Origin of the sequence: Streptomyces arenae, from assembly GCF_022343545.1 — a bacterium.
GTDB classification, from domain to species: Bacteria; Actinomycetota; Actinomycetes; order Streptomycetales; family Streptomycetaceae; genus Streptomyces; species Streptomyces humi.
This window is the reverse complement of the sequence record NZ_JAKQYH010000077.1, coordinates 86481-111941: the sequence shown is the minus strand read 5'-3', so window position 1 is coordinate 111941 and position 25461 is coordinate 86481. Positions and strand designations below refer to the sequence as shown.

Here is a 25461-nt window from a genome sequence, read left to right as displayed (position 1 = left end):
CCCCCACCCCCCACCAACACCACCCTCGCCTCCTGACGTAAGCGGGCGATTCCCCGGAGTCCATATCGTGCTGATGCGCCTCGTCGGCCCTCCGGTTGCCGTCGACGCGTATCGAGCTCCGCGAGTCGGCTCTGTGTGGGGAAATGCTGAACGTGCCTGAGAACCAAGCGGTGGGAACGTGTGACGTGCCGGACGTTCCGGTCTCTGTCGTCCTGCGGGCGAGCGACGCGATCCTGGAACACGCGACCGGCGCCTACCTGCGGTCGAGCTCCCGGGTGCGGGTCCTCTCCGCGCAGGAGCTGGCGGACGCCGACGTATCCGTGCTGCTGCTCGACACCGTCGACGACAACTGGATCAGGGTCATGCGGCAGGACGCCGCCCGGACTTCGGGCACGCCCGTCCCCGTGGTGCTGATCGCCGACCGGATCACCGAGCGACAGCTGTCGCTGGCCGTGGAGTACGGCCTGACCAGCTTCCTCTACCGGGGTGACATCGACCTCGACCGGCTGGTCGACGCCGTCGTGGCGGCGGGCGCCGGGCGCTGCCGGCTGCCGGACGACCTGGTGGCCCATCTGATCGCCGAACTGGGCGCCCAGCAACGCCGGCAGACCCTCACCGACCTCGCCCGCAGGGACGGCCTGCTGGTCCGGGAGATCGAGGTGCTGCGCATGCTCTCCGAAGGCATGAACACCGTCGAGATAGCCGACAAGATGAGCTATTCGGAACGCACCATCAAGGGCATCATCCACGAGGCCGTCAAGAGGCTCCGGGTCAGGAACAGGACCCAGGCCGTGGCGTACGCGATCCGCACGGGCATCCTCTGAACTCCTAGGGTGCGAGCGAGCGTTCCCGTACCCGTGCCAGATGCTCCTCGAAGACCTCCCGTGCCTGCGGGGTCAGGGTGCGCAGCGCCACCAGTGCCGTGATCACCACGTCGCACAGCTCGCCCTGCACGTCCTCCCAGGAGTGGGTGACGCCCTTGCGGGGGTTCTGGCCGGTCACGCCGATCACCGCCTGGGCGACCTCGCCGACCTCCTCGGTGAGCTTGAGCATGCGCAGTACGAGGCCGGTCTCCCCGTCGTGCCTCCGGTCGGCGTCCAGCCAGGTCCAGAGGTCCTCGACCGAGGTCCACAGGTCCGGCGCTTCGGCAGGCGGTGCGGTCCGCTGTTCCGTCATGCGGGAGAGTCTGCCGGAGGCACCGGCGGGGCACTGGCGGAGGGCCCGCCCCGCGTCCCGTGCTCACCCCTCGAACAGCGGCTTCCCCTCCTTCGCTCACCCCTCGAACAGCGGCTCCTGTTCCCCCTCCTTCGTCCGCCGTACCCGCTTGTTCCGGGCGCCGATCACCACGGCCGTCACCGCCGCGGTCACGCCCAGCGCCGCCGGGACCATCCAGCCCCGGTCGAAGGCATGGCCGAACGCGTGGTCCAGGGAGAGCCGGCCGGGGCCCGTGACGGCCAGGCCCGCCGCCGTCAGCCCCAGGGAGGCCGCGTACTCGTAGCCGCCCTCCTGGGCGAAGAAGCCGTTCGGCATGTGCAGCGCGGCGGCACCCGCCATCGCCCCGGCCGCCGCGGCACCCGCCGCCGGGGTCGCCAGGCCCAGCGCCAGCAGGGTGCCGCCGCCCGCCTCGGCCAGCCCCGCGGCCATCGCGCTCTGCTTCCCGGGCGCGTACCCGACCGACTCCATGAACTGCCCGGTGCCCTCGATCCCGCCCCCGCCGAACCAGCCGAGCAGTTTCTGCGCGCCGTGCGCGGCGAGCACCCCGCCGGTCCCCAGCCGGAGCAGCAGCAGCCCCACGTCACGTCGGTCGTAGCAGGTCACGGTGACTCCCATCGGCGACAACGGATCACGGGTCTCCACCCTCGCACCCGTCACACCCGAACGGCCCGCCCGCGCCGCCGTTCGGGTGGCGGGCCCCGGACCGCGGTGTGAGGCTGACGGGCATGACGATCAAGACAGCCAAGCTCAGCGACCCGGCCGTCCGGGCCTTCGTGGCCGCCGTGAACGCCAACGACCGCGAGGGCTTCAGGGAGCTGCTCACCCCGGACGCGACCATGGCGGACGACGGCGCCGACCGGGACCTCGACGAGTGGATCGACCGGGAGATCTTCTCCTCCAACGGCCACCTCGACGTCGACAACGAGTCCAACGAGGGCCGTTCGCTGCTCGCCCACTACCGCAACGACACCTGGGGCGAGATGCGCACCCGCTGGGACTTCACGGTCGAGGAGAACGGCCGGATCTCCCGCTTCGAGACCGGGCAGGCCTGACCGTCCGGTCACCGGGCCGGTGACTCCCTTGCCTTCGGGTGCACTTCAACTCCTAGCGTCCTGACCCATGGAAACCGACACCACCACCAGGACCCTGGGACGTTCCGGCATCCGCGTCAGCGCGCTCGGCTTCGGCTGCTGGGCCATCGGCGGCGAGTGGCAGGACCCCGACGGCCGGCCGCTCGGCTGGGGCAAGGTCGACGACGAGGAGTCCGTACGGGCCGTGCACCGCGCCCTCGACCTCGGCGTCACCTTCTTCGACACCGCCGACACCTACGGCGCCGGGCACAGCGAGCGCGTCCTCGGCCGCGCCCTCGGCAAGCGCCGGGACGACGTGGTCGTCGCCACCAAGTGGGGCAACGTCTTCGACGAGCAGACCCGCACCCTCACCGGCGCCGACGACTCCCCGGCGTACGTGCGCCGCGCCCTCACCGCCTCGCTGCGCCGCCTCGGCACCGACCACGTCGACCTGTACCAGCTGCACCTCTCCGACGCCGACCCGGCACGCGCCGCCGAACTCCGGGACGTCTGCGAGGAGTTGGTAGGGGAGGGGCTCATCCGGGCCTACGGCTGGAGCACCGACGACCCCGCCCGCGCGGCCGTCTTCGCCGAGGGACCCCACTGCACGGCCGTACAGCACACCCTCAACGTGCTCCAGGACGCGCCCGAACTCATCGCCCTGAGCGAGAAGCTGGAGCTCGCCGCCGTCAACCGCAGTCCGCTGGCCATGGGGTTGCTCGGCGGACGCCGGGCCGGGGCCGCCGCCGGGGACATCCGCAGCAGGCCGCCGGCCTGGCTGCCGGGCTTCGGCGACGGGGCCGGGGCCGACGCCGCGTGGGTCGAGCGGATCGAGTCCGTGCGTTCCGTGCTCACCAGCGGGGGCCGGACCCTCGCCCAGGGCGCCCTCGCCTGGATCTGGGCGCGCGGCCCGCGGACCGTCCCCATCCCCGGCTTCCGCTCCGTAGCCCAGGCCGAGGAGAACGCCGGCGCGCTCGCGAAGGGGCCGCTCACCGCCGGGCAGCTGGCCGAGATCGACCGGCTCCTCGGGCGGTGAGCGGCCCCGGGCCGCTCACGGCTGACGGTCAGTAGCCCTGGCCGCCCCCGTACTGCTGCTGCACGTACGGCTGCCCGCCGTACGCCGCCGCCTGCTGCGGCTGACCGTCCCCGGCCGCCTGCTGCGCGTACCGCCGGCCGCCGCCCTGCTCGGTGAGGGTGATCTGGCCGGCCTTGATGGTGGCCAGGCGCGGGGCGCGACGGGCGATGGAGGAGTCGTGGGTGACCATGATGAAGGTCAGCCCGTACTCGTGCCACAGCCCTTCCAGCAGGGCCATGATGTCGTCGCGGGTGCCCTCGTCGAGGTTGCCGGTCGGTTCGTCGGCGAGCAGCACCTTCGGCTTCTTCACCAGCGCGCGGGCGATCGCCACCCGCTGCTGCTGGCCGCCGGAGAGCTCGGAGGGGGCGTGCCCCAGCCGCTCGCCGAGGCCCACCGAACGCAGCGCCTCCGCGGCCCGCTCGCGGCGCTCGGCCGGCTTCACGCCGAGCGGTACGAGGGCCGTCTCCACGTTCTCCTGGGCCGTCAGCGTCGGGATGAGGTTGAACGACTGGAAGATGATGCCGATCTTCTCGGCGCGCAGCCGGGTCAGCTTGGTCTCGCTGATCCGGGCGAGGTCCTCGCCGTCCAGTTCGACACTGCCCTCGGTCGGGCGGTCGAGGCCGCCGATCATCTGGAGCAGCGTCGACTTGCCGCCGCCGGTGGGGCCCTGGATGACGAGCTGGTCGCCGTCCTCGATGGTCAGGTCGATGCCGCGCAGCGCCTCGACCGTCTCCTTGCCCCGCGTGTAGCGCTTGGTGACACCGGTGAGTCTGTACATGGGTTCTCCACAGGGTGGTAAGGCCGCAGGTGGTAAGAGGGTGGGGCGCCGCGTCCCGGGGGGAACGGAGGCGGCGCCCCGGCTCGGGGTGCTCCGGTGCTCCGGTGCTACGAGACGCTGCGCAGGGCGTCGGCCGGGCGCATCCGGGAGGCGCGCCAGCCGCCCATCGCGCCGGCGATCAGACCGCCGGTGACCGCGAGGCCGACCGCGAGGGCGATGGTGGTGAGGGAGACGGGCGCGGTCAGCGCGATCTCCAGGGTGTTCTGGGTGGACTGCTGACCGGGGCCGCCGCCGCCCGGGCCGCCGCCCATGCCGCCACCGCCGCCGGTGGAGCCCATCTGGGCGGTGAGCTTGGGGCTGATCGCGGTGACCGCGTAGGCCGCGCCGACGCCGAGGGCGATCCCGAGCGCGCCGCCCATCAGGCCGTTCACGATGGACTCGCCGACCACCTGGCGGGTCACCTTGCGGCTCGGCCAGCCGAGGGCCTTCAGGGTGCCGAACTCACGCACCCGGCGGGAGACCGCGGAGGAGGTCAGCAGGGCCGCGACCAGGAAGGCCGCCGCGAGGACCGCGATGGAGAGCCACTTGCCGACGCTGGTCGCGAGGCTGGAGGCGGTGGAGAGGGAACCGGAGACGGTGGACGCCAGGTCGGCGGAGGTGGTGACCGTCGTACCGGAGATGTTCGACTGGATCTCCTTCTTCACGGTGGAGATCTGCTTGGAGTCGGTCGCCTTCACGTAGATCGTGGTGACCTCGTTCTTCGCGTCGCCCAGCGTCTGCGCCAGCTTCAGCGGGATGAACAGGTCGGTGGTGGACTCGCTGCTGTCCGGGGTGGCGATGCCGATGACCGTGAACTTGGTGCCGGAGATCTTGAAGGTCGAGCCGACCTTGTACTTCTTCTCCTTGGCGTACGACTTGCTGACCACCGCGACCTTGGTGCCGGTCTCTGAGGAGGTGAAGGTCTTGCCCGAGGTGATCTTCATCGAGGCCAGCGGGCCGAGACCCTGGTGGGCCACGTCGACGCCGACCACCGAGTAGCTGTTGACGTTGAAGTTGGCGCCGCCGCCCTGGACCTGCGGCTGGCCGCCGCCCGAGCTGCCGCTGCCGCCGCCCGGCTGCCCCTGGCCACCGCTGTTGCTGCTGCTGCCGGTGGTGGACTTCGCCTTGCCCTGGGTGAAGGAGCCGTCGACCTTGGTGACGTTGAGGGAGAGCGCTCCGACCGCGCTCTCCACGCCCTTCTGGCCGGCGACCTTGCTGACCAGCGTGGACTTCAGGGCCTGGCCGCCCTGGGTCATCACCCGGTCCGAGCTCTGCTTGGTGCTGCTGCTCGACTTGGCGCCGAACTTGAAGCTCGGGCCGCCGGAGCTGCCCGAGGTGGGCGCCGCCTGCGCCTTGGTCACCGTCATGTCGGTGCCGAGGCCGTAGAGCGACTGAAGGACCTTGTCCTGCGCCTTGGACATACCGGCCGAGACCGAGCTGACCGTGATGACCAGCGCGATTCCGAGCGCCAGACCCAGTGCGATGACGAGGGCCGCCTTCTTTCTGCGGCCCAGCTCGCGCTTGAGATAGATGCCAAACATCCCGTTCCTCGCAGGTTCTTGGCGCCCGCTGTGGGCGCTGGCTCAAGCTAGGGAGAAACCTTTGAGTCGCACTGAGTAAAGGATGTGTCAGAGCTGAGAAAGCGGGCAGTCTTATCAAACTTTCATAAGACAGCAAATTCCTAACTCAGCCGAGGGGTCCTCCCAGGAAGCCGCTGTTCGATGCGGTGTACGGTCCCGGGATGCGCGATTCCTCTCGGCTGACCCGGCGTGCCGCCCTCGGGCTGACGGCCGCCGCCCTGCCCGTCCTTTCGGCGAGCCCCGCCTCCGCGACCACCGCGATAGGCGGCGCACGGCTGGCTCGCGGCGGCATACAGGTGAGCAGTGCCACCGGTCTCCCCAGGAAGATCACCGCTCAGGCCTGGCTGCTGGCCGACTGCGACAGCGGAGAGGTGCTCGCCTCGTACAACGCGCACCGGCGCCTGCCACCCGCGTCCACCCTGAAGATGCTGTTCGCGGACACCGTGCTCAAGAAGTTCGAGCCCAGCGGACGCTACAAGGTCAAGGACTCCGACCTCGCCGACGTCCCGTCCGGCTCCAGCCTGGTCGGCATCAAACCCGGCATCACCTACACCGTCGAGCAGCTGTGGCAGGGCGTCTTCCTGCGCTCCGGGAACGACGCCGTGCACGTCCTCTCCCACATGAACGGCGGACTCGTGAAGACCGTCGCCGAGATGCAGGCCAAGGCGGTCGACCTCCAGGCCCTCGACACCCATGTGGTCAGCCCCGACGGCTTCGACCACAAGGGGCAGCTCTCCTCCGCGTACGACCTGACGCTCTTCGCCCGGCACGGACTGAAGGACGACGACTTCCGGGGCTACTGCGGAACCCGGACCGCCGACTTCCCGGCCGGCGGCAAGAAGACCTTCCAGATCCAGAACACCGACCGCCTGCTCACCGGCGCCTGGGGCCTCGACGTCTACAAGGGCCTGTTCGGCGTCAAGAACGGCTACACCAGTCACGCCGGCAACACCTTCACCGGCGGTGCCACCCGGAACGGCCGCACCCTGCTGGTCACCGTCATGCATCCGGCCCCCGGCACCAACGCCGTGTACGAGGAGACCGCGGCCCTGCTCGACTGGGGCTTCGGGAAGGGAAGCGCGGCGCGGTCGGTGGGGGTGCTGGTCGACCCGCTGAGCGAGGGCGGGGCGAGCGCGAGCCCGTCCGCCCCGAACGGCAAGGGGGCCGCTGGGGCGGCCGGGACGGGGGCGGCCGGTTCGGGGGCGTCCGGGCCCTCGCCGTGGCGGCTCGCGGAGGGCGGGGCCGGGACGCTCGCGCTGCTGGGCGCGGGGGCATGGGCGCTGCGCCGGCGCCGCCGCACGACGGCCGCCGCCGGGCCCGCGTCGGACGCCGGGTCCACCTCGGACGCCGGGCCCGCGTCGGACGCAGGGTCCGCAGGATCCGCCGCGGACGCCGGGTCCGCCGCGGACGCGGGGCCCGGGCCGGGTGACGCGCAGGGGAGCTGACGTCTCGCGGCAGCCGCCCCACCCACCGGTGCGTACCCGCGCTGTCACGCGGGTCCACCCCCTCCCGGTCCGGTGGAACGGCTGCCGCCTCCCCCCTCGGTGTGGTCAGCGGAATACCAGAGCTTCAAGTGTGAAGTTCTGGTGGAGGAGAGTCGAGCATAGGCCTGTTACCGGCCGCGATACCTCGGAGGTTCGGATTCCGTTTGTGTAGGTTGCGCGGGCTCTGACTGAACGGCGGTTCAGCCCCGCCCCACGTACGGCATCGCCGTCGCCAGCACCGTCGCGAACTGCACGTTCGCCGCCAGGGGCAGCTCGGCCATGTGCCGCACGGTGCGTGCCACGTCGGCCACGTCCATCACCGGTTCCGGGGCTACCTCCCCGTTCGCCTGGAGCGCGCCGGTCTCCATCCGGGCCGTCATGTCGGTGGCCGCGTTGCCGATGTCGATCTGCCCGACCGCGATCCCGTACGGCCGCCCGTCCAGGGACAGCGACTTGGTGAGCCCGGTCAGCGCGTGCTTGGTCGCGGTGTAGGCGACGGAACGCGGGCGGGGGGTGTGCGCCGAGATCGACCCGTTGTTGATGATCCGGCCGCCCTGCGGCTCCTGCTCCTTCATCTGCCGGAACGCCGCCTGGGCGCAGAGGAAGGCCCCGTTGAGGTTGGTGTCCACGACGTGCCGCCAGGCGTCGTAGGGAAGGTCCTCGACGGGCACCCCGCCGGGCCCGAACGTCCCCGCGTTGTTGAACAGCAGGTCCACCCGCCCGAACCGCGCCACGGCCGTCGCGAACAGCTCGTCGACGTCCTCCGGCTTCGCCACATCCGTGCGTACGGCCACACAGGCCCCCTCGGGGACCAGCGCGGCGGTCGCCTCCAGCGTGGCGGGGCGGCGGCCGGCCAGCGCCACCGACCAGCCGGCCCGCAGCAGCTCGACGGCGACGGCCCGCCCGATCCCCGAACCGGCGCCGGTGACCACCGCGATCTTCGATTGCTTGGCATCCATGGGGTCGCACCCTATGGAGTGCGCCCGGTCAGGTCACGCCTCTCCGGGGTAGCGGACGCCGATCTGTTCGCGAAGGGTGTCCAGGGTGCGCATGACCGCCAGGGTGCCGGAGAGGGGGACGAGCGGGGACTCCTTCTCGCCGGTCCTGAGGGCGCGCATGACCTCGCGGGCCTCGTGGCGCAGGGTGGTGCGCGGGCCGTCGGCCGGGTCCATGGCGAACTCCTCCGGGTCGCGGCCGTCGCGGTGCAGCACGAACCGCTCCGGGTTGAAGAAGCCGTCCGGGATGTCGATCCGGCCGTGCGAGCCGGTGACCGAGGCGGTGGTGCCGGTGCCGCCGGCTATGGAGCAGTGCACCATGGCGAGGGCGCCGCTCTCCCAGGAGAGCAGCGCACCCGTCTGGAGGTCGACGCCCTCCTCGGAGAGCACCGCTCGCGCCGACATCCCGTCCGGTTCACCGAGCAGCAGATGCGCGAACGACACCGGGTACACGCCCAGGTCGAGCAGCGCGCCCCCGCCGAGCGCCGGGTCGCGCAGCCGGTGCGCCGGCGGGAACGGGCCCTCCAGGCCGAAGTCCGCCTGCACGGTCCGCACCTCGCCGATCGCCCCGTCCCGGACCAGCGCCGTCAGCCGCCGCACCAGCGGGTTGCAGTACGTCCACATCGCCTCCATCAGGAAGCGGTCGTGCTCCTTCGCCAGCGCGACGAGTTCCTCGGCCTCCCGCCCGTTGACCGTGAACGCCTTCTCGCACAGCACGTTCCGGCCCGCCTCCAGGCACAGGCCGGCGGCCGCCCGGTGCGCCGAGTGCGGCGTGGCCACGTACACGACGTCGACGTCCTCGTCACGGGCCAGCGACTCCCAGTCGCCGTACGCCCGCCCGATGCCGAACCGCTCCGCGAACCCCTCCGCCGCCCCGGCCGACCGCGAGGCCACCGCGACGATCTCCGCGTCCGGCAGATCCACCAGGTCCGCCGCGAACGCGGCCGCGATGCCGCCGGTCGCCAGGATCCCCCACCGCACGCTCTGCTCCGCCATCCCGGCAGCCCCACCCTCGCTCATGTGTTTCCAGGCAGTCTGTACGAGCTGAGAGCATATGCGGGGGCCGACGGGGTTCAGCAAGAGCGGACCCGTACCGCGAGACCCGTTGAGTGGGGGAGACATGCCCGAGCAGCCGGCGCCGCCGACATCCGGCGCCCAGCACACCGCCGCACCGCGCGACGGCGCCGCCGTGCCGCCCGCGGCCCGCCGCACCGGCCTCCTCCTCGTCCTGGTCCTCGGCGGGCTCACCGCGACACCCCCGCTGGCGATGGACATGTACCTCCCCGCGCTCCCGGAGGTCACCCGCTCCCTGCACGCCCCCGCCGCCACCGTCCAGCTCACCCTGACCGCCTGCCTCGCCGGCATGGCCCTCGGCCAGCTGGCCGTCGGCCCGATGAGCGACCGCTGGGGACGCCGCCGCCCGCTCCTGACCGGCCTCGCCGTCTACGTCGTCGCCACTGCCCTGTGCGCCCTCGCGCCGAACGTCGAGACCCTGGTCGCCTTCCGGCTCGCCCAGGGACTCGCGGGCGCGGCCGGCATCGTCATCGCCCGGGCCGTCGTACGCGACCTGTACGACGGCGACGCCATGGCCCGCTTCTTCTCCACCCTGATGCTGGTCTCCGGGGCCGCCCCGATCGTGGCCCCGCTGATCGGGGGGCAGATCCTGCGGGTGACGGACTGGCGGGGCGTCTTCGTGGTCCTCACCGTCGTCGGCACGGCGCTCGCCGTGCTGGTCTGGACGAGGCTCCCGGAGACCCTGCCGCCCGCCGACCGGCACACCGGGGGAGCGGCCGGTGCCGTACGTGCCATGCGGGCCCTCCTCGCCGACGTGCCCTTCACCGGCTACATGCTCACCGGTGGCTTCGCCTTCGCCGCGCTCTTCGCCTACATATCCGCGTCCCCGTTCGTGATCCAGGAGATCTACGGCGCCTCCCCGCAGACCTTCAGCCTGCTTTTCGGCGTCAACTCCGTCGGGCTGGTGATCGCCGGGCAGGTCAACGGCAAGCTGCTGGTCGGCCGGGTCAGCCTGGACAAGGTGCTCGGCGCGGGCCTGGTGGTGACCGTCCTCGCCGCCACCGCCCTGCTGCTGATGTCCGCCGGCGCCCTCGGCCCGGTCGGGCTCGCCCCCGTCGCCGCCGCCCTCTTCGTCCTGATGTCCGCGATGGGCATCACCCTCCCCAACTCCCAGTCCCTCGCCCTGCTGCGCACCCGGCACGCCGCCGGTTCCGCCTCCGCGCTGCTCGGCACCACCTCGTTCCTGGTCGGCGCGGTCGCCTCGCCGCTGGTCGGGATCGCCGGGGAGAGAACCGCCGTGCCCATGGCGATCGTCCAACTGGCGGGGGCACTGGTGGCGCTGGCCTGCTTCGTGGGAATGTGCCGTCCCTGGGACGCTCGGGCGAACACCCGTGCGGGAGCGGAGAATGGGGGCACCCCCGTTCGAGCGAAGCCGAGAGAGGGGGAAGAGCGCTGAGCGTGCCGAGACTGCGCGTCGAGACACCGGAACGGGCCGGTCTCGACCCAGCGGAACTCAGACACCTCGTCCGCGAGGTGCGTGACCTGACCACCGGGGAGCGGCCCTGGGCGGCCGGGGCCGTCGTGGTCGCCGGACGGGGACCCGTGATCGCCGTACAGCAGGCCGCGGGCTGGGCCGTGCGCTGGTCCCGCTACGACCCCGAGGCCGACGCGGGTGTCGAACTGCCGCCCGCGGCCCGGGTCCCGATGACCGTCGACACCCCCTTCGACGTGGCCTCCCTCACCAAGCTCTTCACCGCGGTCGCCGCCGTACAGCAACTGGAACGCGGCACCCTCGGCATCGACGCCCGCGTCGGCGCCTACCTCCCCGACTTCCACGCGGCCGCCGCCCACGGCACCACCGTCCGCCAGCTGCTCACCCACACCTCCGGCCTGCGTCCCGAACTCCCGCTGTACGACTGCCCCGACGACACCGCCCGCCTCGAACTGCTGCGCGCCGAGGCACCCAGCTCCCCGCCCGGCACCTACCGCTACTCCGATCTGAACATGCTGCTGCTCCAGCACGTCCTGGAGCGCATCACCGGCCGCACCCTCGACGTCCTCGTCCGCGACGGCATCACCCGCCCGCTCGGCATGACCGCCACCGACTTCGGCCCCTGCCCGGGTGCGGCGGCCACCGAGGACCAGCGGCGGCCGTGGGCCAAGGCGGACCGCGGGATGCTGCGCGGGGTCGTGCACGACGAGAACGCCTGGGCGCTGGGCGGCGTCGCCGGGCACGCGGGACTGTTCGCCACCGCTCGCGACCTGGCGGTCTTCTGCCGCGCGCTGCTCGCGGGCGGCGGCTACGGACCGGCCCGCGTCCTCGGCCCCGACTTCGTGGACCTGCTGCTGAGCCCGCCCGGACTGGGGTTCCTGGTGGACCAGCCGTGGTTCATGGGCGACCTGGCCGGACGGGGCGCGGCCGGGCACACCGGGTTCACCGGGACCAGCCTGGTGCTGGACCGGGCGACGGACAGCTTCCTCGTCCTGCTGGCCAACACCGTGCATCCGCGGCGCCGGCCCGGCGACAGCGCACCCCGGGCCGCCGCGGCGACGCGCCTCGCCAGAGCGGTCCATACAATCGCCGGGTGAACCACCCCACAGCCCAGGGCCCCGCAACGCCGACCCCCGAGACGCCGGACACCGAGACGTCGGACGCCGAGGCCGTGGGCTCCGTCGCCCCGGCCGAGCTGCTCCGTGCCGCCCTCGGCCGTGTCCTCGACGGACTCCCGCCGCGGCAGGCGGCGGGCGCGGTCGAGCGGCTGATCGCCAACTACCGCGGGGCCACCCCGACCGACGCCCCGATCCTGCGGGACCGGGCCGACGTGGTGGCCTACGCGGCGTACCGGATGCCGGCGACCTTCGAGGCGGTACGGTCCGTGCTGGCCGAGTTCGCCGACACGCTGCCGGAGGGCTGGGCGCCCGCGAGCCATGTGGACGTCGGCGGCGGTACGGGCGCCGCGACCTGGGCGGTGACCGACACCTGGGCCGGGGTACGGCCGGTGACCGTCCTCGACTGGGCCGAGCCGGCGCTGGCCCTCGGCCGGGAGCTCGCCACGGCCAACCCGGCGCTGCGGGAGGCCAGGTGGCAGCGCTCCCGGATCGGAGCGGGGCTCACCGTCGAGAGCACCGACCTGGTCACGGTGTCGTACGTCCTCAACGAACTCGACGAGACCGCCCGGGCCGCCCTCGTCACCGCCGCCGCGGCCGCCGCGCGCTCCGTGGTGATCGTCGAGGCCGGCACCCCGGCCGGGTACGCCCGGATCATCGAGGCCCGGGACCGCCTGATCGAGGCCGGCCTCCGGATCGCCGCGCCCTGTCCGCACAGCGCCGCCTGCCCGATCGTCCCCGGCACGGACTGGTGCCACTTCTCGGCCCGGGTCACCCGCTCCTCCCTGCACCGCCAGGTCAAGGGCGGGTCCCTGCCCTACGAGGACGAGAAGTTCAGCTACGTCGCCGCCACCCGCCTCCCGGCCGCCCCCGCCCCGGCCCGGGTGGTCCGCCGCCCCCAGATCCGCAAGGGGCAGGTGCTCCTCGACCTGTGCGAGGCCGAGGAACAGCTGCGCCGGACGACGGTCACCAAACGCCACGGCGACCTGTACAGGGCGGCACGTGACGCCGACTGGGGGGACCCGTGGCCGCCCGGCTGACCCGGCCCGTGGCCGCCCGGCTGACCCGGCCCGTGGCCGCCCGGCTGACCCGGCCCGTGGCCGCCCGGCTCACACCCCCCGTACCCCCCGTTCACGCCCAGATGGGACCATAAGGCATGCTGGCGGGACCACAGCGAGGCGAGGCGGTAGATGAGCGCGACGTTCGGCGGCCGGAGCGGCCGGCAGGGCAAACTCTCCCAGTGGCTGCTCGGACGGCGCTCGAAGGAGACGGCCGCCGCCGACGAACAGGGCCGTGAGACCCTGCTGCTCGCCGCCGCCGCGGCCGGCCTCCCGCTGGCCCCCGCCGCACACCCCGCGCCCGGCTACGGCTGCTCCTGCGACCGCGTCGGATGTCCCACCCCCGCCCGGCACCCGGTGTCGTTCGCATGGCAGACGCAGTCCACCACCGACCGCGCCCAGATCGAGCGCTGGGCCCGGCACCAGCCGGGGGCCAACTTCATCACCGCGACCGGCATGACCCACGACGTCCTGGACGTCCCCCTGGAAGCCGGCCGGCAGGCGCTGGAGCGGCTGCTCGCGGACGGCGTCGAGACCGGTCCGGTCGCCGAGAGCGACGACGGCCGCATGCTGTTCTTCACCCTCACCCGCGGCACCCCCGAGGACGAGGACGAGTGGTGGCCCTGCGAGCTGGACTGCCGCCCCGAGACCATGGACGAGCACCCGGGGCTGCGCTGGCACTGCCGGGGGTCGTACGTCCTCGTACCGCCCGCCCGGCTGCCCGGCGACGGCGACCGGCGGGTGCACTGGGTACGCGGCCCGGAGCACGCCCTGCCCGACCCGCTGAGCCTGCTGGAGGCCCTCACCGACGCCTGCGCCCGGCACGCGGCCGAAGAGACCGACCGGACGGCCCCCGCCTGGCCGCCGCAGCACTGAGCGCTGCGCCGTGCTGTGAACGCCGGGCCGGGTGACGCCGGCACGTCGGTCGGCCGAGGCGCCGTCGTGGCTGATCGCGCAGTCCGAACCTGACCCGCTCAGGACCCCTCTGCGGAGGTGAGGCCCTGGATGCGGCCGAGGACCGAGACCTTGCCGGTGCCCGCCGGGTCCAGGGCGACCTGGTTGGAGACGAACTCCATGGTCAGCGACTGCTTGATCTCACCCTTGGTGAGGGCCTTGACGTCCTGGTTCGGGGTCGGCACGGAGGTGCCCGCGGCGGCCGTCTGCTTGGCGTAGTAGCGGGTGGTGAAGAACACCAGCGCCCCGCCGTCGGTGGTGCGCAGCGCGAGCGGGGCGTAGTCGCCGCCGGTCAGCGCCTCGTCGAGGTACTGGGTGGCGAGGCCCGGCTTGGTCGACTTCCGCCGGTCCGAGCGCCAGCCGCTGGTGTGCGCGCCGGCCGCGAACACCTGACCGCCGCTCTTCAGGTAGGTGACGTAGTCCTGGCTCAACGAGCCGGGGGAGACGGCCAGTTCGGCGCTGTTCGCCGGCACGGCCTCGGCCCAGCCGTCCTTGTCGGTCCTGAACTTCGGCACGTCGTCGGGGGCGACGAGCGTCAGGTACGCCACCTGGAACGGTTCGGAGAGGCTGTCGCGGGTGAAGACCAGCAGCCAGCGGTCGTCGCCGCCCTTGTTGCCGTGCGCGTCGGCGACGAACCAGCGCGGCCAGCCCGCCTTCTTGGGGATGGTGTACGTGACGTCGTCGAACTCCAGCGCGGAATGACCGGAGTTGCCGCCGGGACTGTTGACGTGCCCCGCCTTCAGGCGCGCGGCGTCGATGTCGGCGAGGGCACCGGTCGTGCGGTCCGCGTCCAGGGAACTGTCGTACGCCTGGTCGGCCTTGTTGTACGCGTCCGTGAACTGCTCCAGCGCCTTCGCGGCCTCGGCGCGGGTGGTGGCGGGGAGCACCTCGCGCTCCCCGTGCACCACCACGCAGCCGCTCGCCGTCAGCGACAGGGCGGTCAGCGAGACCGCCAGGAGCGCGTTCCGGTCACGCCTGCGGAGCCGTCGAGGGCCGCGATCCCTGGTCGTCAGGTGCGTCATGAGGTGCCTTCACCTTCCCCTTCCCGGAGGCGAACCCTACCGGGGCGAAGAAGAGTACGAGCGTCGGGACCAGGTACAGCAGCCACACCGTGACCTGGAGCACGGTGGGGTCGGGCTGGAAGTTGAACACGCCCTTGAGCAGCGTCCCGTACCAGCTGTCCGGCGGGATGGTGCCGCTGATGTCGAAGGCCTGGTTCGTCAGCCCCGGGATCCAGTCGGCCTCCTGGAGGTCGTGGAAGCCGTACGCCAGCACGCCCGCCGCGACCACGACCAGCATGCCGCCGGTCCAGGTGAAGAACTTGGCGAGGTTGATCCGCAGGGCGCCGCGGTAGAACAGCCAGCCGAGCAGGACCGCGGTGGCCAGGCCCAGCGCCACGCCGATCAGCGGGCGCGGGGTGCCGTCGCTGGCCGCGTGCACGGAGGCCCACACGAACAGCGCGGTCTCCAGTCCCTCCCGGCCGACGGCGAGGAACGCGGTGGCGACCAGCGCGCCGGTGCCCATGGCGAGGGCCGCGTCCAGCTTGCCGTGCAGCTCCGACTTCAGGTGCCGGGCGGTGCGCCGCATCCAGAAGACCATCCAGGTCACCAGGCCCACCGCGACGATCGACAGCGACCCGCCGAGCGCCTCCTGCGCCTGGAACGTCAGCTCCTGGGAACCGAATTCGAGCGCGCACCCGAAGCCCATGGCGATGAGCACGGCCACGCCGATGCCGATCCAGATCGGCTTCAGGGCGTCGGTCCGGCCGGTCTTGACCAGGTAGGCGATGAGGATGCAGACGACGAGCGAGGCCTCCAGGCCCTCCCGCAGACCGATCAGGTAGTTGGAGAACACGGCTCACGCCCCCTTGGAGGACTCGGCGGACTCGCCGGATCCCGCGGACCCGGCGGTTTCGGAGAACAGCGTGCGGCCCCACCAGTCGTCCTTGTCCCGGACGCCGGGCGGCACCGCGAAGACCGCCGAACCCACGTGCTGGATGTACTCGTTGAGCGCGTCGGACGCGGACAGCTTGCGCTGGAGCGGGATGAACCCCTTGCGCACGTCACGCATGTAGGCCAGGAAGAACAGCCCGGCGTCGAGCCGTCCGAGCCCGTCGGTGCCGTCCGTGAACGAGTAGCCCCGGCGCAGGATGGTGATCCCGCCGTTGGAGTCGGGGTGCGCGAGCCGCACGTGGGCGTCGGGCTTCATCGCCTTCAGGAACGGTTCGTCGTGCTCCTTGGCCTTGCCGACCGGGGCGCCCTCGCCCTTGTCGCGCCCGAACACGTCCTCCTGCTCCTGGAGCGAGGTCCGGTCCCAGGTCTCGATGTTCATCCGGATGCGGCGGGCGACGAGGTACGAGCCGCCGGTCATCCAGGCCGGGCCGTCCCCCTCTCCGGCCCACACGAACTTCTTCAGCCGGTCGGTCTCGGTCCCCGCGATGTTGCGGGTGCCGTCCTTGAACCCCATGAGGTTGCGCGGGGTCTGGGCGTCCGGGGTCGTCGACGAGGTCTTCCCGAACCCGAGCTGGGACCAGCGGACGGCGACCTTGCCGAAGCCGATCCGGGCCAGGTTGCGGATGGCGTGCACGGCGACCTGCGGGTCGTCGGCGCAGGCCTGGACGCAGAGGTCGCCACCGGTCCGGGACCGGTCGAGGTTGTCGCCGGGGAACTTCGGCAGGTCGACGAGCGCGGCCGGCCGCTGCCCGGCGAGCCCGAACTTCTCGAAGAGGGACGGCCCGAAGCCGATCGTGAGCGTCAGCCGGGACGGCTGGAGCCCGAGCGCCTCACCGGTGTCGTCCGGCGGCGCCTCGGCGAGACCGCCGTACGCGCCCTCGCCGACCGCCTTCCCGGCGGTCATCCGGCGTGCGGCGGCGGTCCACTCCTTGAGCAGCTGTACGAACTCGGCCCGGTCGTCGGTCTTCACGTCGAACGCGGCGAAGTGCAGCCGGTCCTGGACGGGCGTGGCGATACCGGCCTGGTGGGCGCCGTGGAACTCCACCGCGCCGCCGGCCCCGGCGCCGGCCGGGTCCACGTCGTGGCCGGCGTCGGCCATCGCCACCGCGCCCCCGGCGACCGCGGCGCCGAGCGCGAGCCCGGCCCCGCCCCAGCCGATGAGCGCCCGCCGTGAGGGGCTGGTCTTCTCGGTCGTCATGTCCGGCCCCTTACTTGACGACGGCCGCGGCGAGCTTGGACAGCGGCTCCGCGAGGGCGTTGACCGCGTCGGAGAGCTCCTTGCGCTGGTCCGCGGTGACCTTGTCGTAGGACACGAAGTCGTACGACGCCTTGCCGCCGGAGCGGAACTTGTCGAGCAGCGTGTCCAGCGCGGCGAACTGCTTGTCGAGTTCGGCGGTCAGGGCCTGGTCGTTCTTCGAGGCGACCGGCTTGAGCAGTTCGTACGCCTTCTGGGCGCCCTCGACGTTGGCCTTGAAGTCGACCAGGTCGGTGTGGGAGTAGCGGTCCTCTTCGCCGGTGACCTTGCCGGTGGCGACCTCGTCGAGGAGCTCCTTGGCGCCGTTGGCCATGGAGGTCGGGGTGATCTCGGCCTTGCCGACCCGCTTCTGCCAGTCCGTCAGGTCGGCGACGAGCTGGTCCGCGAGCGCCGCCTCCGTGGCACCGGTCTTCTTGTCGGCCCAGAGGGACTTCTCGAGGCGGTGCCAGCCGGTCCACTTCTGGCCCTCTTCCAGGCCGTCGGCGCGGGTGTCGGTCTTCGGGTCGATGTCACCGAAGGACTCGGCGATCGGCTCGGTGCGCTCCCAGCCGAGGCGTGAGGGGGCGTACGCCTTCTTGGCGGCCTCCAGGTCACCGGCCTTGACCGCGTCGGCGAAGGTGCGCGCGAGCGGCACGGTGGCGTCGGCCTGCTCCTGGGCGTACTCGCGGTAGTCGGCGACGGCCTTGTCGAGGGCGGGGTTCCGCTTGGCGACGGCGCCTGAGCCGGTGACGGTCAGCTTCTGCCGTACGCCGTGGCCCTTCATGCCGGGCCGGCAGGCTATCTCGTACGACCCCGCCTTCACCTCGGCGGTCAGCGTGTACTTGGTCCCGGGCCCGATGTTCTCCTTCTCGGAGACGATCCGGTCGTCCGGGAAGAGGATCTCGACCTCGGTGGCCTTGGAGCCCTTGTTCTCGATGGCGAGCGTGACGTGTCCGGCCGGCACCGACTTGGCCGACGTCTCGCACGTGGCGTCGGCGGCGGTCACCTGGATCGCGTCGCCGCCCTTGGCGTCGCTCTTCGCCGTGCAGGCCGAGAGGGCGGTCAGAGCCGCCGCGGTGACGGCGGCGGTGACGGTGAGTCGGACGGCACGCATGCAGGCTCCAAGCGAGATGGTGTGGTGAGGCTGCCCTAACTTACCTGAGGCTTACCTCACTCATACCCATGCGGGGTGTGATTCACCAGACACAGAAAAATCACAGGCACGGCTTGATCTCGACGGCTCAAAGCCACCATCAAGGAATGGTAAAGGAAAGGTCATGGCGCGTCGGGTGCTTGAATGCCGGAGTGACTGATTACGACGTGCTGCGGGTCTTCTGCGCGGCGAACGGCGGATACGGCAACGAACTGGGCGTCGTCCGCGAGGGCTCGGTGCTGCCCGAGCGGGAGGACCGGCAGGCGCTGGCCGCGAAACTCGGCTTCAGCGAGACCGTGTTCGTGGACGACCCCGAGCGCGGGGTCGTCGACATCTACACCCCCACCCTGCGCCTGCCCTTCGCCGGGCACCCCTGCGTCGGCACGGCCTGGCTGCTGGACGTGCCCGAACTGGTCACCCCGGCCGGCGTGGTGGGCGCCCGGCTCGACGGCGAGTTCAGCTGGATCGAGGCGCTCCCGGAGTGGGCCCCGCCGCGCACCCTGCGCCAGTACGCCACGGCCACCGAGGTCGACGCGCTGCCGGTGCCGCCGCCCGGGGAGTGGATCTACGCGTGGGCCTGGGAGGACGAGTCCGCGGGCCGGGTCCGCGCCCGCGGTTTCCCCGGCCGCGACGACGGGATCGCGGAGGACGAGGCGACCGGGGCGGCGGCGCTGCTGCTCACCGACCGACTGGGCCGGGCCCTGAACATCACCCAGGGCAAGGGCTCGCAGATCCTCACCGCACCCCAGCCGTACGGCTGGGTGGAGATCGGCGGGCGGGTCTTCCTGGAGGGCTCGGAGAGGCAGCCGGGGCTCAGCTAGCGGTCGGCTTCCCGGCGCGGGCACGGCGCGCGTAGTACCAGGTCATGTTGGACGACAGGCCTGTCAGCAGCACCCAGACCACACCGATCGGCCAGCTGCCCTGGACGAAGGAGATGACGGCGGCGACGACCGCGAGGACGCAGACGGCAAGGGCGTAGAGGGCGAGGCGGGGCATAGGGGCCGCTTTCTCGTGACGGGGGGACACTGCCGGCGCCCACCAGTGTCCCCCATCCGCTCAGACGTCCGTGACGCGCAGCCCCGCGTGGGCCTTGTAGCGGCGGTTCACCGAGATCAGGTTCGCGACCAGCGACTCCACCTGGTGGGCGTTGCGCAGCCGGCCCGCGAAGACCCCCCGCATCCCGGCGATCCGCCCGGCCAGCGCCTGCACGATCTCCACGTCGGCCCGCACCTCGCCCAGCACCATCACATCGGTGTCGATCTCCTCGATCTCCGGGTCCTGGAGCAGCACGGCCGACAGGTGGTGGAACGCGGCCGTGACCCGCGAGTCCGGCAGCAGCGCCGCGGCCTGCTCGGCCGCGCTGCCCTCCGCCGGCTTGAGCGCGTAGGCGCCCTTCTTGTCGAAGCCGAGCGGGTTGACGCAGTCCACGACCAGCTTCCCGGCCAGCTCCGCGCGCAGCGACTCCAGCGTCTTGCCGTGCCCGTCCCACGGCACGGCGACGATCACGATGTCGCTGCGGCGCGCGCACTCGGCGTTGTCGGCGCCCTCGACACCGTGCCCGAGTTCGTCGGCGGCGGCCTGCGCGCGCTCCGCGGCCCGGGAGCCGATGATCACCTTCTGGCCGGCCCGGGCCAGCCGGTAGGCCAGGCCCTTGCCCTGCGGGCCGGTGCCGCCGAGCACACCCACGACCAGGCCGGAGACGTCGGGCAGGTCCCAGGGGTCCTTGGCGGGGGCGGGAGCCTGCTCGGCGGCCGGCTGCTGTGCACTGTCGGAAGAGGTCATGGGGCCGACTCTACGTCCGTGCCGGCGGCCCCACCCGGTCAGGTGAGCCGGTTCACCGGCACCCGGCGGAACGTGATCGTCGTGTACGCGCTGAAGTCACCGGTCTCGTACAGCAGTCCCACGGTCTCCGCGTCGACGCGGGTCAGGTCCGAGTAGGCCGCGGGCAGTCCGTCGACCGGGTACGCGGACCGCCAGGTGGTGCCGCCGTCGGTGGAGACGCGGATCGTCATCAGGGCGCGCGCCCCGGGGTCGGCGGGGCCCGAGTACAGCAGCAGGTCCGGGTCGCGGAGTTGGAGCACGGCGGCCTCGCAGACGGGCGCGCCGATCCCGGCCTGCGGCCGGAACGGCTTCACGAGCGTGCGCCCGCCGTCCGCCGAGTGCGCGTCGGCCCTGTTCCCCGGCGCCGGGGAATCGTTGCGCGTGTTGAAGTAGACGCGTCCGTCGGGCAGTTCGGCGGCGGTGGTCTCGTTGACGTTGACGTACCCGTCGGTGTTCTCGTCGAGGTAGCCGAGGTACCAGGTCTCCCCGCGGTCGTCGCTCAGCAGGCAGTGCCCGCTGTTGTACCTGCCCTCGGTGCCGTCGTCCGTCCCGGCCGGCGGCACGGTGTGGTTGGCGGCCACGACGACCCGCCCCGAGCGCAGCTGGAGGGCGTGCCCGGGTGTGGTGGCGTACCACCGCCAGCCGGCCTTCTTCACCGACCTGGTGATCTCCGTCGGCGCGGACCACGTCAGCCCGTCGTCGTCGCTGTGCTGCACCCACACCCGCCGCCCGTCCGCGTCGGACACCTGCCCGCGCAGGATGGCGTCCTCGGTGGCGGAGGCGGCACTGCGGACGTGCACCAGCAGGATCCGCCCGCTGTCGAGCACCACGGGCGCGGGGTTCCCGGCGAGATCGGTGCCGTTGCTCGCCGCGACCTGGAGAGCACCCCAGGTGCGCCCGCCGTCCCCGGACCTCTTCAGCACGATGTCGATGTGCCCGTGGTCGGCGGCGGAGTCGACTCTCCCCTCGCAGAAGGCGAGCACGGTGCCCGCCCGGGAGACCACCACCGCCGGGATCCGGAAACTGGCGTAGCCCTCCTGGCCCGCGCGAAAGGGAATGCTTGCTTCTGCCTCGCTCATGGCCCGCCTCCTCCCCGGGTCGGGCGAATTCGCGGTGAACTCCGCGTCACGACTGTCCGATTACGGCAGTATGCGGAGACATGGACGCCGTACGGGTCGCGTTGTTGCGTGAAGTGCTGGCCGGGACCGAGTGGTTGACCGCGACGCGCAGATTCGCGGGCGCCCTGCGCGGCTCGGTGGTCACCCACGGCGGCGGACTGCTCCTGCTCGGCACCCCGCGGTACGAGCCGTGGCATCTCGCCGCGCACCTGGTGGACGAGGCCGCGTGGTCCGGCACGCCGGAACTGGCACCCACCCTCGTACGGCACGGCGCCCGCCCCACCGACCCGGCGCACCTCGCGGTCGGCCCCGCCCGCATCGAGACGGCCCGCCGGGGCGAGACGCTGCTGGTGGTGGCGCCGGGGGACACCGAACCCCTGCTGGAGCGGGTCCACACGGCCCGCCGCGCCGGCGTGACGGTCCTGACCCTGTCCACCACCACCGACGACGCGCTGACCGCCATGGCCCACGAGACGCTCACCGTCCCCGAGGCGGCGGAACTGGACCTGGACACCGTCCAGCACCTGGTCAGCGCGGCGGCGGGGGAGAACGGCCCGTCCCCACGGGGACGCCGCCGCTTCCGGGACCGCCTCGCCCGCCTGGCGGAGACGGCGCTGGCCCCGCCGCCGACCCTGTGGTGAGACCTCGGCTGCGGGCGCGTCGTGGTCGCTCGCGCAGTTCCCCGCGCCCCTGAAGGGGCGCTGCACCGACGCGCCCCGAAGGGGCGCGGGGAACTGCGCGACCAGCCCCCACCGGCCCGCACCCGAACCAAACCCGGCCCGCACCCGAACCCCGGCCGCACTCGAACCGTGCCCGGGTGAAAACTGTTTGCCGGAGCCGAGCGCAGGGTTCAGCATGGCCCAGCGTGAGCCGTCTCCTCCCTGACCTGACCCCCTGGCATGCCTCCGCCGACTTCCGGAGGCTGTGGGTCTCCGGTCTCGTCAGCAACTTCGGCAGCTTCCTGACGTTCGTCGCGCTCCCCGTGCAGATCAAGGACCTCACCGGTTCCGCGACCGCCGTCGGCGCCATCGGCGCCGTCGAACTGCTCCCGCTCATCCTGTTCGGGCTCTACGGCGGCGCCCTCGCCGACGCCCTGGACAAGCGCCTGCTCATCCTGTGGACCGAGGCCGGACAGGGCCTGCTCAGCGCGGCCCTGCTGGTCAACGCGCTGCTGCCGCACCCGGCGGTGTGGCCGCTGTACGCCGTCGCGGCCCTCTCCTCCGCCCTGGTGTCGGTCCAGCGCCCGGCCCTCGACTCGCTGCTGCCGCGGATCGTCGCCCACGACGACCTCCCCGCCGCGGCCGCCCTGAACTCGTTCCGGTGGACCGTCGGCGGCGTCGCGGGCCCCGCCGTCGCCGGTGTGGTCGTGGCGTACGCGGGCCTCGGCTGGGCCTACGGCGCCGACCTCGTCACGTTCCTGGTCTCCGTCGCCCTGACCGTGCCCATCGCCGCGTCCCCCGCCTCCCACGAGGCCGCGAAGCCCTCCCTGCGCGCCATCGCCGAAGGCGCCCGCTACGCCTGGGGCCGCAAGGAACTCCTCGGTACCTACGCGATCGACCTCGCGGCGATGTTCCTGGCCATGCCGCTCGCCGTACTGCCCTTCCTGGCCGACGAGTTGGACGCCGACTGGTCGCTCGGCCTGATGTACGCGAGCGTCCCCGCCGGCGCCCTCCTCGTCAGTCTCGTCAGCGGCTGGACGGCACGGGTGCACCGGCACGGCCGGATGGTGGTGCTGTCCGCCGCGCTGTGGGGCCTGGCCGTCGCCGCCGCCGGAGCCATGGCGAACGTGTGGCTGGTGCTGCTCTTCCTCGTCGTCGCCGGCGGCTGCGACATGGTCAGCGGGATCTTCCGCGCTGCCATGTGGAACCAGACGATCCCCGACGAACTGCGCGGCCGCCTCGCCGGGATCGAACTGCTGTCGTACTCCGTGGGCCCCACGCTCGGCCAGGTCCGGTCCGGTGCCATGGCCGGGCGGTTCGGGGTGCGGGCGTCCGTCGGCGCGGGCGGCCTGCTGTGCGCGGGGGCGGTCGGCCTGCTGGCCCTGGGCCTGCCCGCCCTCATGTCGTACGACGCGCGGACGAACGAACACGCCCTGCGGCTGCGCGCCCAGCGCACGGACGCCGCCCCGACCCCGCTCTGACCAGCCCTCGGTGCCCTGGTCAGCTCAGCTCTCGTCCGAGTCACCGGCGGGCGCGTCGTGCCAGCGCGGATCGTTCTCCCACTGGAGGTTGCGCTCGCGTGCGATCTCCATGGCGTGCTCCGCCTCCGCCCGGGTGGCGTAGGGGCCGAACCGGTCCTTGGCGGGGCACTCGGGCCCCTCCTCGACCTTCTTGTGCTGCAGGCAGTAGTACCACTCGCCCGCCTTCGCGACGGTCCGCTTCTTGAACAAGGCCATGACCCGCTCCTTTCGCCAACCACATGTTCCCCCATGCCCGCTGGTTAGACTCGCTGGCATGTCTGGCCAGTCGCTGCTCGTACCAGGGGAGCTCTCTCCCACCCGTTCGGTACCCGGAAACATCCGCCGACCCGAGTACGTCGGCAAACCCGCGCCCACCCCGTACACCGGATCCGAGGTGCAGACCCCGGAGACCGTCGAGGCGATGCGGACCGCCGGCCGCATCGCCGCGCGGGCGATGGAGGAGGCCGCGAAGATCATCGCTCCGGGGGTGACCACCGACGAGCTGGACAAGGTCGCGCACGAGTACATGTGCGACCACGGGGCCTACCCCTCGACGCTCGGCTACCGGGGCTTCCCCAAGTCGCTGTGCACCAGCGTCAACGAGGTCATCTGCCACGGCATCCCGGACTCGACCGTGCTCCAGGACGGCGACATCGTCAACCTGGACGTGACGGCGTACATCGGCGGGGTGCACGGCGACAACAACGCGACCTACCTGGTCGGGGACGTCGACGAGGAGAGCCGGCTCCTTGTGGAGCGGACCCGGGAGTCCCTGAACCGGGCGATCAAGGCGGTCAGGCCGGGCCGGCAGATCAACATCATCGGCCGGGTCATCGAGTCGTACGCCAAGCGCTTCGGCTACGGGGTGGTCCGGGACTTCACCGGGCACGGCATCAGCTCGTCCTTCCACTCCGGGCTGATCATCCCGCACTACGACAGCCCGCACGCGACGACCGTGATGCAGCCCGGCATGACCTTCACCATCGAGCCGATGCTGACGCTCGGGACCCACGAGTACGACATGTGGGACGACGGCTGGACCGTCGTCACCAAGGACCGCAGGCGCACCGCGCAGTTCGAGCACACGCTGGTGGTGACCGACACCGGCGCGGACATCCTCACCCTGCCGTAGCGGCCCCGACACCCCGCCCCTCTGCCGGGGCGGGGTTTCTCCTGTACCCGGGTGGGATCAGCCGGCGGCCGAGCAGAACTCGTCCGTGCCCTGCCAGAAGCGGTACAGATCCTGGCCGCAGTACTGCGAGAAGTCGTCGACGCCCAGGTGACGCAGCAGCGCGTCGATCACGTCGAAGAACGCGCTGTTGATCGACGGCACCCACAGCAGCGCGAACACGAACAGCAGGCCGAACGGGGCGAACGGCTCCACCTGCCGCTTGACGTTGTACGACAGCCAGGGCTCGATCACGCCGTAGCCGTCCAGGCCCGGCACCGGCAGGAAGTTCAGGATCGCCGCGGTGACCTGGAGCAGCGCGAGGAAGGCGAGGGCGTACCGGAAGTCGCGCGGGACGCCGGACAGCGCGTCCAGCCAGAAGGGGGCGGTGCAGACCGCGGCGAACAGCACGTTGGCCAGCGGGCCGGCGGCCGAGATCAGGCTGTGCCGCCAGCGGCCGCGGATCCGGTCGCGCTCGATGAAGACCGCGCCGCCGGGCAGGCCGATCCCGCCCATGATCACGAACAGCACCGGCAGCACGATGCTCAGCAGCGCGTGCGTGTACTTCAGCGGGTTCAGGGTCAGGTAGCCCTTCGCCCCCACCGTGATGTCACCGCCGTGCAGGGCCGTGCGGGCGTGCGCGTACTCGTGCAGGCAGAGGGAGACGATCCACGCCGCCGTCACGAACAGGAACACGGCGACCCCGGGCTGCTGGGCGAACCCGGACCAGGTGGCCCACCCGGTGACCGCGGTGACGGCCAGGATCCCGACGAACACGGGACTGATCCGCCGGTCGCTGGGGCGGGTGGTGGTGGCGGTCATGGCGGGGGGCTCCCGGGGCGCGTCGGCGGTGGTGGCGTGCGGGGTCGACCGTACAGGTGACGTGAGGAGAACGTCATGGGGAGGGCCACCGGTTCCTGAAGACCGCCACGCCGTGCGCCGCGCATCCCGAAACCCACAGGCGGAG

At 72.3% G+C, this 25461-nt stretch carries 27 protein-coding genes; 12 read left to right on the top strand and 15 right to left on the bottom strand.

The annotated features are described in order from the left end of the window. Positions 1-185: 185 nt before the first annotated feature. Positions 186-824 (top strand): helix-turn-helix transcriptional regulator, encoded by a 639-nt coding sequence (locus MB828_RS37810; RefSeq protein WP_301652118.1) that lies wholly within the window; start codon positions 186-188, stop codon positions 822-824. A gap of 4 nt (positions 825-828) precedes the next feature. On the opposite strand, the gene MB828_RS37805 is transcribed toward MB828_RS37810, so the two are convergent. Together MB828_RS37805 and MB828_RS37800 are read right to left on the bottom strand one after the other, a co-directional pair. Continuing rightward, positions 829-1176: a MazG-like family protein gene (locus MB828_RS37805; RefSeq protein WP_301652117.1), complete on the bottom strand. Its 348-nt coding sequence runs from the start codon at positions 1174-1176 to the stop codon at positions 829-831. Between the two features lie 96 nt (positions 1177-1272). Beyond that, positions 1273-1818 carry a DoxX family protein gene (locus MB828_RS37800; protein WP_301652116.1) on the bottom strand — a complete coding sequence of 182 codons (546 nt, stop codon included), beginning with the start codon at positions 1816-1818 and terminating at the stop codon, positions 1273-1275. A gap of 122 nt (positions 1819-1940) precedes the next feature. Between MB828_RS37800 and MB828_RS37795 the strand changes: the two genes are divergently transcribed. Both MB828_RS37795 and MB828_RS37790 read left to right on the top strand, forming a co-directional pair. Next, positions 1941-2267, top strand: a complete 327-nt coding sequence (locus MB828_RS37795) for a nuclear transport factor 2 family protein (protein ID WP_301652115.1) — start codon at positions 1941-1943, stop codon at positions 2265-2267. Positions 2268-2334: 67 nt separating this feature from the next. Then, positions 2335-3321 (top strand): aldo/keto reductase, encoded by a 987-nt coding sequence (locus MB828_RS37790; protein ID WP_301652114.1) that lies wholly within the window; start codon positions 2335-2337, stop codon positions 3319-3321. Between the two features lie 28 nt (positions 3322-3349). Here the strand turns inward: MB828_RS37790 and MB828_RS37785 are convergent, their stop codons facing one another. Next, positions 3350-4138 (bottom strand): ABC transporter ATP-binding protein, encoded by a 789-nt coding sequence (locus MB828_RS37785; RefSeq protein ID WP_301652113.1) that lies wholly within the window; start codon positions 4136-4138, stop codon positions 3350-3352. Between the two features lie 107 nt (positions 4139-4245). Then, positions 4246-5718 (bottom strand): ABC transporter permease, encoded by a 1473-nt coding sequence (locus MB828_RS37780; protein WP_301652112.1) that lies wholly within the window; start codon positions 5716-5718, stop codon positions 4246-4248. A 200-nt stretch (positions 5719-5918) separates the two neighbouring features. On the opposite strand from MB828_RS37780, the gene MB828_RS37775 reads away from it, so the two are divergent. Then, positions 5919-7202, top strand: coding sequence for a D-alanyl-D-alanine carboxypeptidase family protein (locus tag MB828_RS37775; RefSeq protein WP_301652111.1), 1284 nt, complete (start codon positions 5919-5921; stop codon positions 7200-7202). Positions 7203-7441: 239 nt separating this feature from the next. Here the strand turns inward: MB828_RS37775 and MB828_RS37770 are convergent, their stop codons facing one another. Both MB828_RS37770 and MB828_RS37765 read right to left on the bottom strand, forming a co-directional pair. Next, positions 7442-8200 (bottom strand): SDR family oxidoreductase, encoded by a 759-nt coding sequence (locus MB828_RS37770; RefSeq protein WP_301652110.1) that lies wholly within the window; start codon positions 8198-8200, stop codon positions 7442-7444. Between the two features lie 33 nt (positions 8201-8233). Continuing rightward, a complete protein-coding gene (locus MB828_RS37765) occupies positions 8234-9232 on the bottom strand; it encodes a Gfo/Idh/MocA family protein (RefSeq protein WP_301652109.1) in 999 nt (332 codons plus the stop codon). A 124-nt stretch (positions 9233-9356) separates the two neighbouring features. Here MB828_RS37765 and MB828_RS37760 point away from each other — a divergent pair, with 124 nt between their 5' ends. The 4 genes from MB828_RS37760 to MB828_RS37745 all read left to right on the top strand — a co-directional run bounded on the left by MB828_RS37760 (position 9357) and on the right by MB828_RS37745 (position 13791). After that, on the top strand, positions 9357-10706 hold the full coding sequence (locus MB828_RS37760; protein ID WP_301652108.1) for a multidrug effflux MFS transporter: 1350 nt from the start codon (positions 9357-9359) through the stop codon (positions 10704-10706). Next, on the top strand, positions 10703-11839 hold the full coding sequence (locus MB828_RS37755; RefSeq protein WP_207920496.1) for a serine hydrolase domain-containing protein: 1137 nt from the start codon (positions 10703-10705) through the stop codon (positions 11837-11839). Before MB828_RS37760 ends, MB828_RS37755 begins: the two co-directional genes overlap by 4 nt. Positions 11840-11913: 74 nt before the next feature. Then, a complete protein-coding gene (locus MB828_RS37750) occupies positions 11914-12897 on the top strand; it encodes a small ribosomal subunit Rsm22 family protein (RefSeq protein ID WP_301652119.1) in 984 nt (327 codons plus the stop codon). 150 nt (positions 12898-13047) lie between these two features. Continuing rightward, positions 13048-13791, top strand: coding sequence for a bifunctional DNA primase/polymerase (locus tag MB828_RS37745; protein WP_301652107.1), 744 nt, complete (start codon positions 13048-13050; stop codon positions 13789-13791). A gap of 98 nt (positions 13792-13889) precedes the next feature. Here MB828_RS37745 and MB828_RS37740 read toward each other — a convergent pair whose 3' ends face one another. Genes MB828_RS37740 through efeO form a run of 4 tightly spaced genes read right to left on the bottom strand, consistent with a single transcriptional unit; the run spans position 13890 to position 18169 of the window. Then, complete coding sequence (locus tag MB828_RS37740) at positions 13890-14891, bottom strand: hypothetical protein (RefSeq protein WP_301652106.1); 1002 nt, start codon at positions 14889-14891, stop codon at positions 13890-13892. Beyond that, positions 14839-15723 (bottom strand): iron uptake transporter permease EfeU, encoded by an 885-nt coding sequence (gene efeU, locus MB828_RS37735; RefSeq protein WP_301652105.1) that lies wholly within the window; start codon positions 15721-15723, stop codon positions 14839-14841. Before efeU ends, MB828_RS37740 begins: the two co-directional genes overlap by 53 nt. Positions 15724-15726: 3 nt before the next feature. Continuing rightward, positions 15727-17019, bottom strand: coding sequence for an iron uptake transporter deferrochelatase/peroxidase subunit (efeB, locus tag MB828_RS37730; RefSeq protein WP_301652104.1), 1293 nt, complete (start codon positions 17017-17019; stop codon positions 15727-15729). Positions 17020-17029: 10 nt separating this feature from the next. Next, positions 17030-18169, bottom strand: coding sequence for an iron uptake system protein EfeO (gene efeO, locus MB828_RS37725; protein ID WP_301652103.1), 1140 nt, complete (start codon positions 18167-18169; stop codon positions 17030-17032). A gap of 191 nt (positions 18170-18360) precedes the next feature. Between efeO and MB828_RS37720 the strand changes: the two genes are divergently transcribed. Further along, positions 18361-19029, top strand: a complete 669-nt coding sequence (locus MB828_RS37720) for a PhzF family phenazine biosynthesis protein (protein ID WP_301652102.1) — start codon at positions 18361-18363, stop codon at positions 19027-19029. Here MB828_RS37720 and MB828_RS37715 read toward each other — a convergent pair. The 3 genes from MB828_RS37715 to MB828_RS37705 are packed head-to-tail and all read right to left on the bottom strand — an operon-like array spanning position 19022 to position 21108. Continuing rightward, the gene (locus tag MB828_RS37715; RefSeq protein WP_133022255.1) at positions 19022-19204 is read right to left on the bottom strand and encodes a hypothetical protein; all 183 of its coding nucleotides are present in this window, start codon (positions 19202-19204) and stop codon (positions 19022-19024) included. The two genes, MB828_RS37720 and MB828_RS37715, sit on opposite strands and share 8 nt — an antisense overlap. A 60-nt stretch (positions 19205-19264) precedes the next feature. Continuing rightward, positions 19265-19990, bottom strand: a complete 726-nt coding sequence (npdG, locus tag MB828_RS37710) for an NADPH-dependent F420 reductase (RefSeq protein ID WP_301652101.1) — start codon at positions 19988-19990, stop codon at positions 19265-19267. Between the two features lie 38 nt (positions 19991-20028). Next, positions 20029-21108, bottom strand: a complete 1080-nt coding sequence (locus tag MB828_RS37705) for a sialidase family protein (protein ID WP_301652100.1) — start codon at positions 21106-21108, stop codon at positions 20029-20031. 80 nt (positions 21109-21188) lie between these two features. Between MB828_RS37705 and MB828_RS37700 the strand changes: the two genes are divergently transcribed. Then, positions 21189-21788: a hypothetical protein gene (locus MB828_RS37700; RefSeq protein ID WP_301652099.1), complete on the top strand. Its 600-nt coding sequence runs from the start codon at positions 21189-21191 to the stop codon at positions 21786-21788. Between the two features lie 224 nt (positions 21789-22012). After that, positions 22013-23287, top strand: coding sequence for an MFS transporter (locus MB828_RS37695; protein WP_301652098.1), 1275 nt, complete (start codon positions 22013-22015; stop codon positions 23285-23287). Between the two features lie 24 nt (positions 23288-23311). Here MB828_RS37695 and MB828_RS37690 read toward each other — a convergent pair whose 3' ends face one another. Further along, positions 23312-23542: a hypothetical protein gene (locus tag MB828_RS37690; RefSeq protein ID WP_301652097.1), complete on the bottom strand. Its 231-nt coding sequence runs from the start codon at positions 23540-23542 to the stop codon at positions 23312-23314. A gap of 58 nt (positions 23543-23600) precedes the next feature. Here MB828_RS37690 and map point away from each other — a divergent pair, with 58 nt between their 5' ends. Then, complete coding sequence (gene map / locus MB828_RS37685) at positions 23601-24458, top strand: type I methionyl aminopeptidase (protein ID WP_133022261.1); 858 nt, start codon at positions 23601-23603, stop codon at positions 24456-24458. A 57-nt stretch (positions 24459-24515) separates the two neighbouring features. Here map and MB828_RS37680 read toward each other — a convergent pair whose 3' ends face one another. Next, positions 24516-25316 (bottom strand): site-2 protease family protein, encoded by an 801-nt coding sequence (locus tag MB828_RS37680; RefSeq protein WP_133022262.1) that lies wholly within the window; start codon positions 25314-25316, stop codon positions 24516-24518. Positions 25317-25461 lie beyond the last annotated feature (145 nt).

Excerpts from the sequence above, each read along its gene's own strand:
- MB828_RS37805 (WP_301652117.1), bottom strand. The coding sequence starts at position 1,176 with ATGACGGAACAGCGGACCGCACCGCCTGCCGAAGCGCCGGACCTGTGG.
- MB828_RS37795 (WP_301652115.1), top strand. The coding sequence starts at position 1,941 with ATGACGATCAAGACAGCCAAGCTCAGCGACCCGGCCGTCCGGGCCTTC.
- MB828_RS37790 (WP_301652114.1), top strand. The coding sequence starts at position 2,335 with ATGGAAACCGACACCACCACCAGGACCCTGGGACGTTCCGGCATCCGC.
- MB828_RS37785 (WP_301652113.1), bottom strand. The coding sequence starts at position 4,138 with ATGTACAGACTCACCGGTGTCACCAAGCGCTACACGCGGGGCAAGGAG.
- MB828_RS37780 (WP_301652112.1), bottom strand. The coding sequence starts at position 5,718 with ATGTTTGGCATCTATCTCAAGCGCGAGCTGGGCCGCAGAAAGAAGGCG.
- MB828_RS37775 (WP_301652111.1), top strand. The coding sequence starts at position 5,919 with ATGCGCGATTCCTCTCGGCTGACCCGGCGTGCCGCCCTCGGGCTGACG.
- MB828_RS37770 (WP_301652110.1), bottom strand. The coding sequence starts at position 8,200 with ATGGATGCCAAGCAATCGAAGATCGCGGTGGTCACCGGCGCCGGTTCG.
- MB828_RS37765 (WP_301652109.1), bottom strand. The coding sequence starts at position 9,232 with ATGGCGGAGCAGAGCGTGCGGTGGGGGATCCTGGCGACCGGCGGCATC.
- MB828_RS37760 (WP_301652108.1), top strand. The coding sequence starts at position 9,357 with ATGCCCGAGCAGCCGGCGCCGCCGACATCCGGCGCCCAGCACACCGCC.
- MB828_RS37745 (WP_301652107.1), top strand. The coding sequence starts at position 13,048 with ATGAGCGCGACGTTCGGCGGCCGGAGCGGCCGGCAGGGCAAACTCTCC.
- MB828_RS37740 (WP_301652106.1), bottom strand. The coding sequence starts at position 14,891 with ATGACGCACCTGACGACCAGGGATCGCGGCCCTCGACGGCTCCGCAGG.
- efeB (WP_301652104.1), bottom strand. The coding sequence starts at position 17,019 with ATGACGACCGAGAAGACCAGCCCCTCACGGCGGGCGCTCATCGGCTGG.
- efeO (WP_301652103.1), bottom strand. The coding sequence starts at position 18,169 with ATGCGTGCCGTCCGACTCACCGTCACCGCCGCCGTCACCGCGGCGGCT.
- MB828_RS37715 (WP_133022255.1), bottom strand. The coding sequence starts at position 19,204 with ATGCCCCGCCTCGCCCTCTACGCCCTTGCCGTCTGCGTCCTCGCGGTC.
- npdG (WP_301652101.1), bottom strand. The coding sequence starts at position 19,990 with ATGACCTCTTCCGACAGTGCACAGCAGCCGGCCGCCGAGCAGGCTCCC.
- MB828_RS37705 (WP_301652100.1), bottom strand. The coding sequence starts at position 21,108 with ATGAGCGAGGCAGAAGCAAGCATTCCCTTTCGCGCGGGCCAGGAGGGC.
- MB828_RS37700 (WP_301652099.1), top strand. The coding sequence starts at position 21,189 with ATGGACGCCGTACGGGTCGCGTTGTTGCGTGAAGTGCTGGCCGGGACC.
- MB828_RS37690 (WP_301652097.1), bottom strand. The coding sequence starts at position 23,542 with ATGGCCTTGTTCAAGAAGCGGACCGTCGCGAAGGCGGGCGAGTGGTAC.
- map (WP_133022261.1), top strand. The coding sequence starts at position 23,601 with ATGTCTGGCCAGTCGCTGCTCGTACCAGGGGAGCTCTCTCCCACCCGT.
- MB828_RS37680 (WP_133022262.1), bottom strand. The coding sequence starts at position 25,316 with ATGACCGCCACCACCACCCGCCCCAGCGACCGGCGGATCAGTCCCGTG.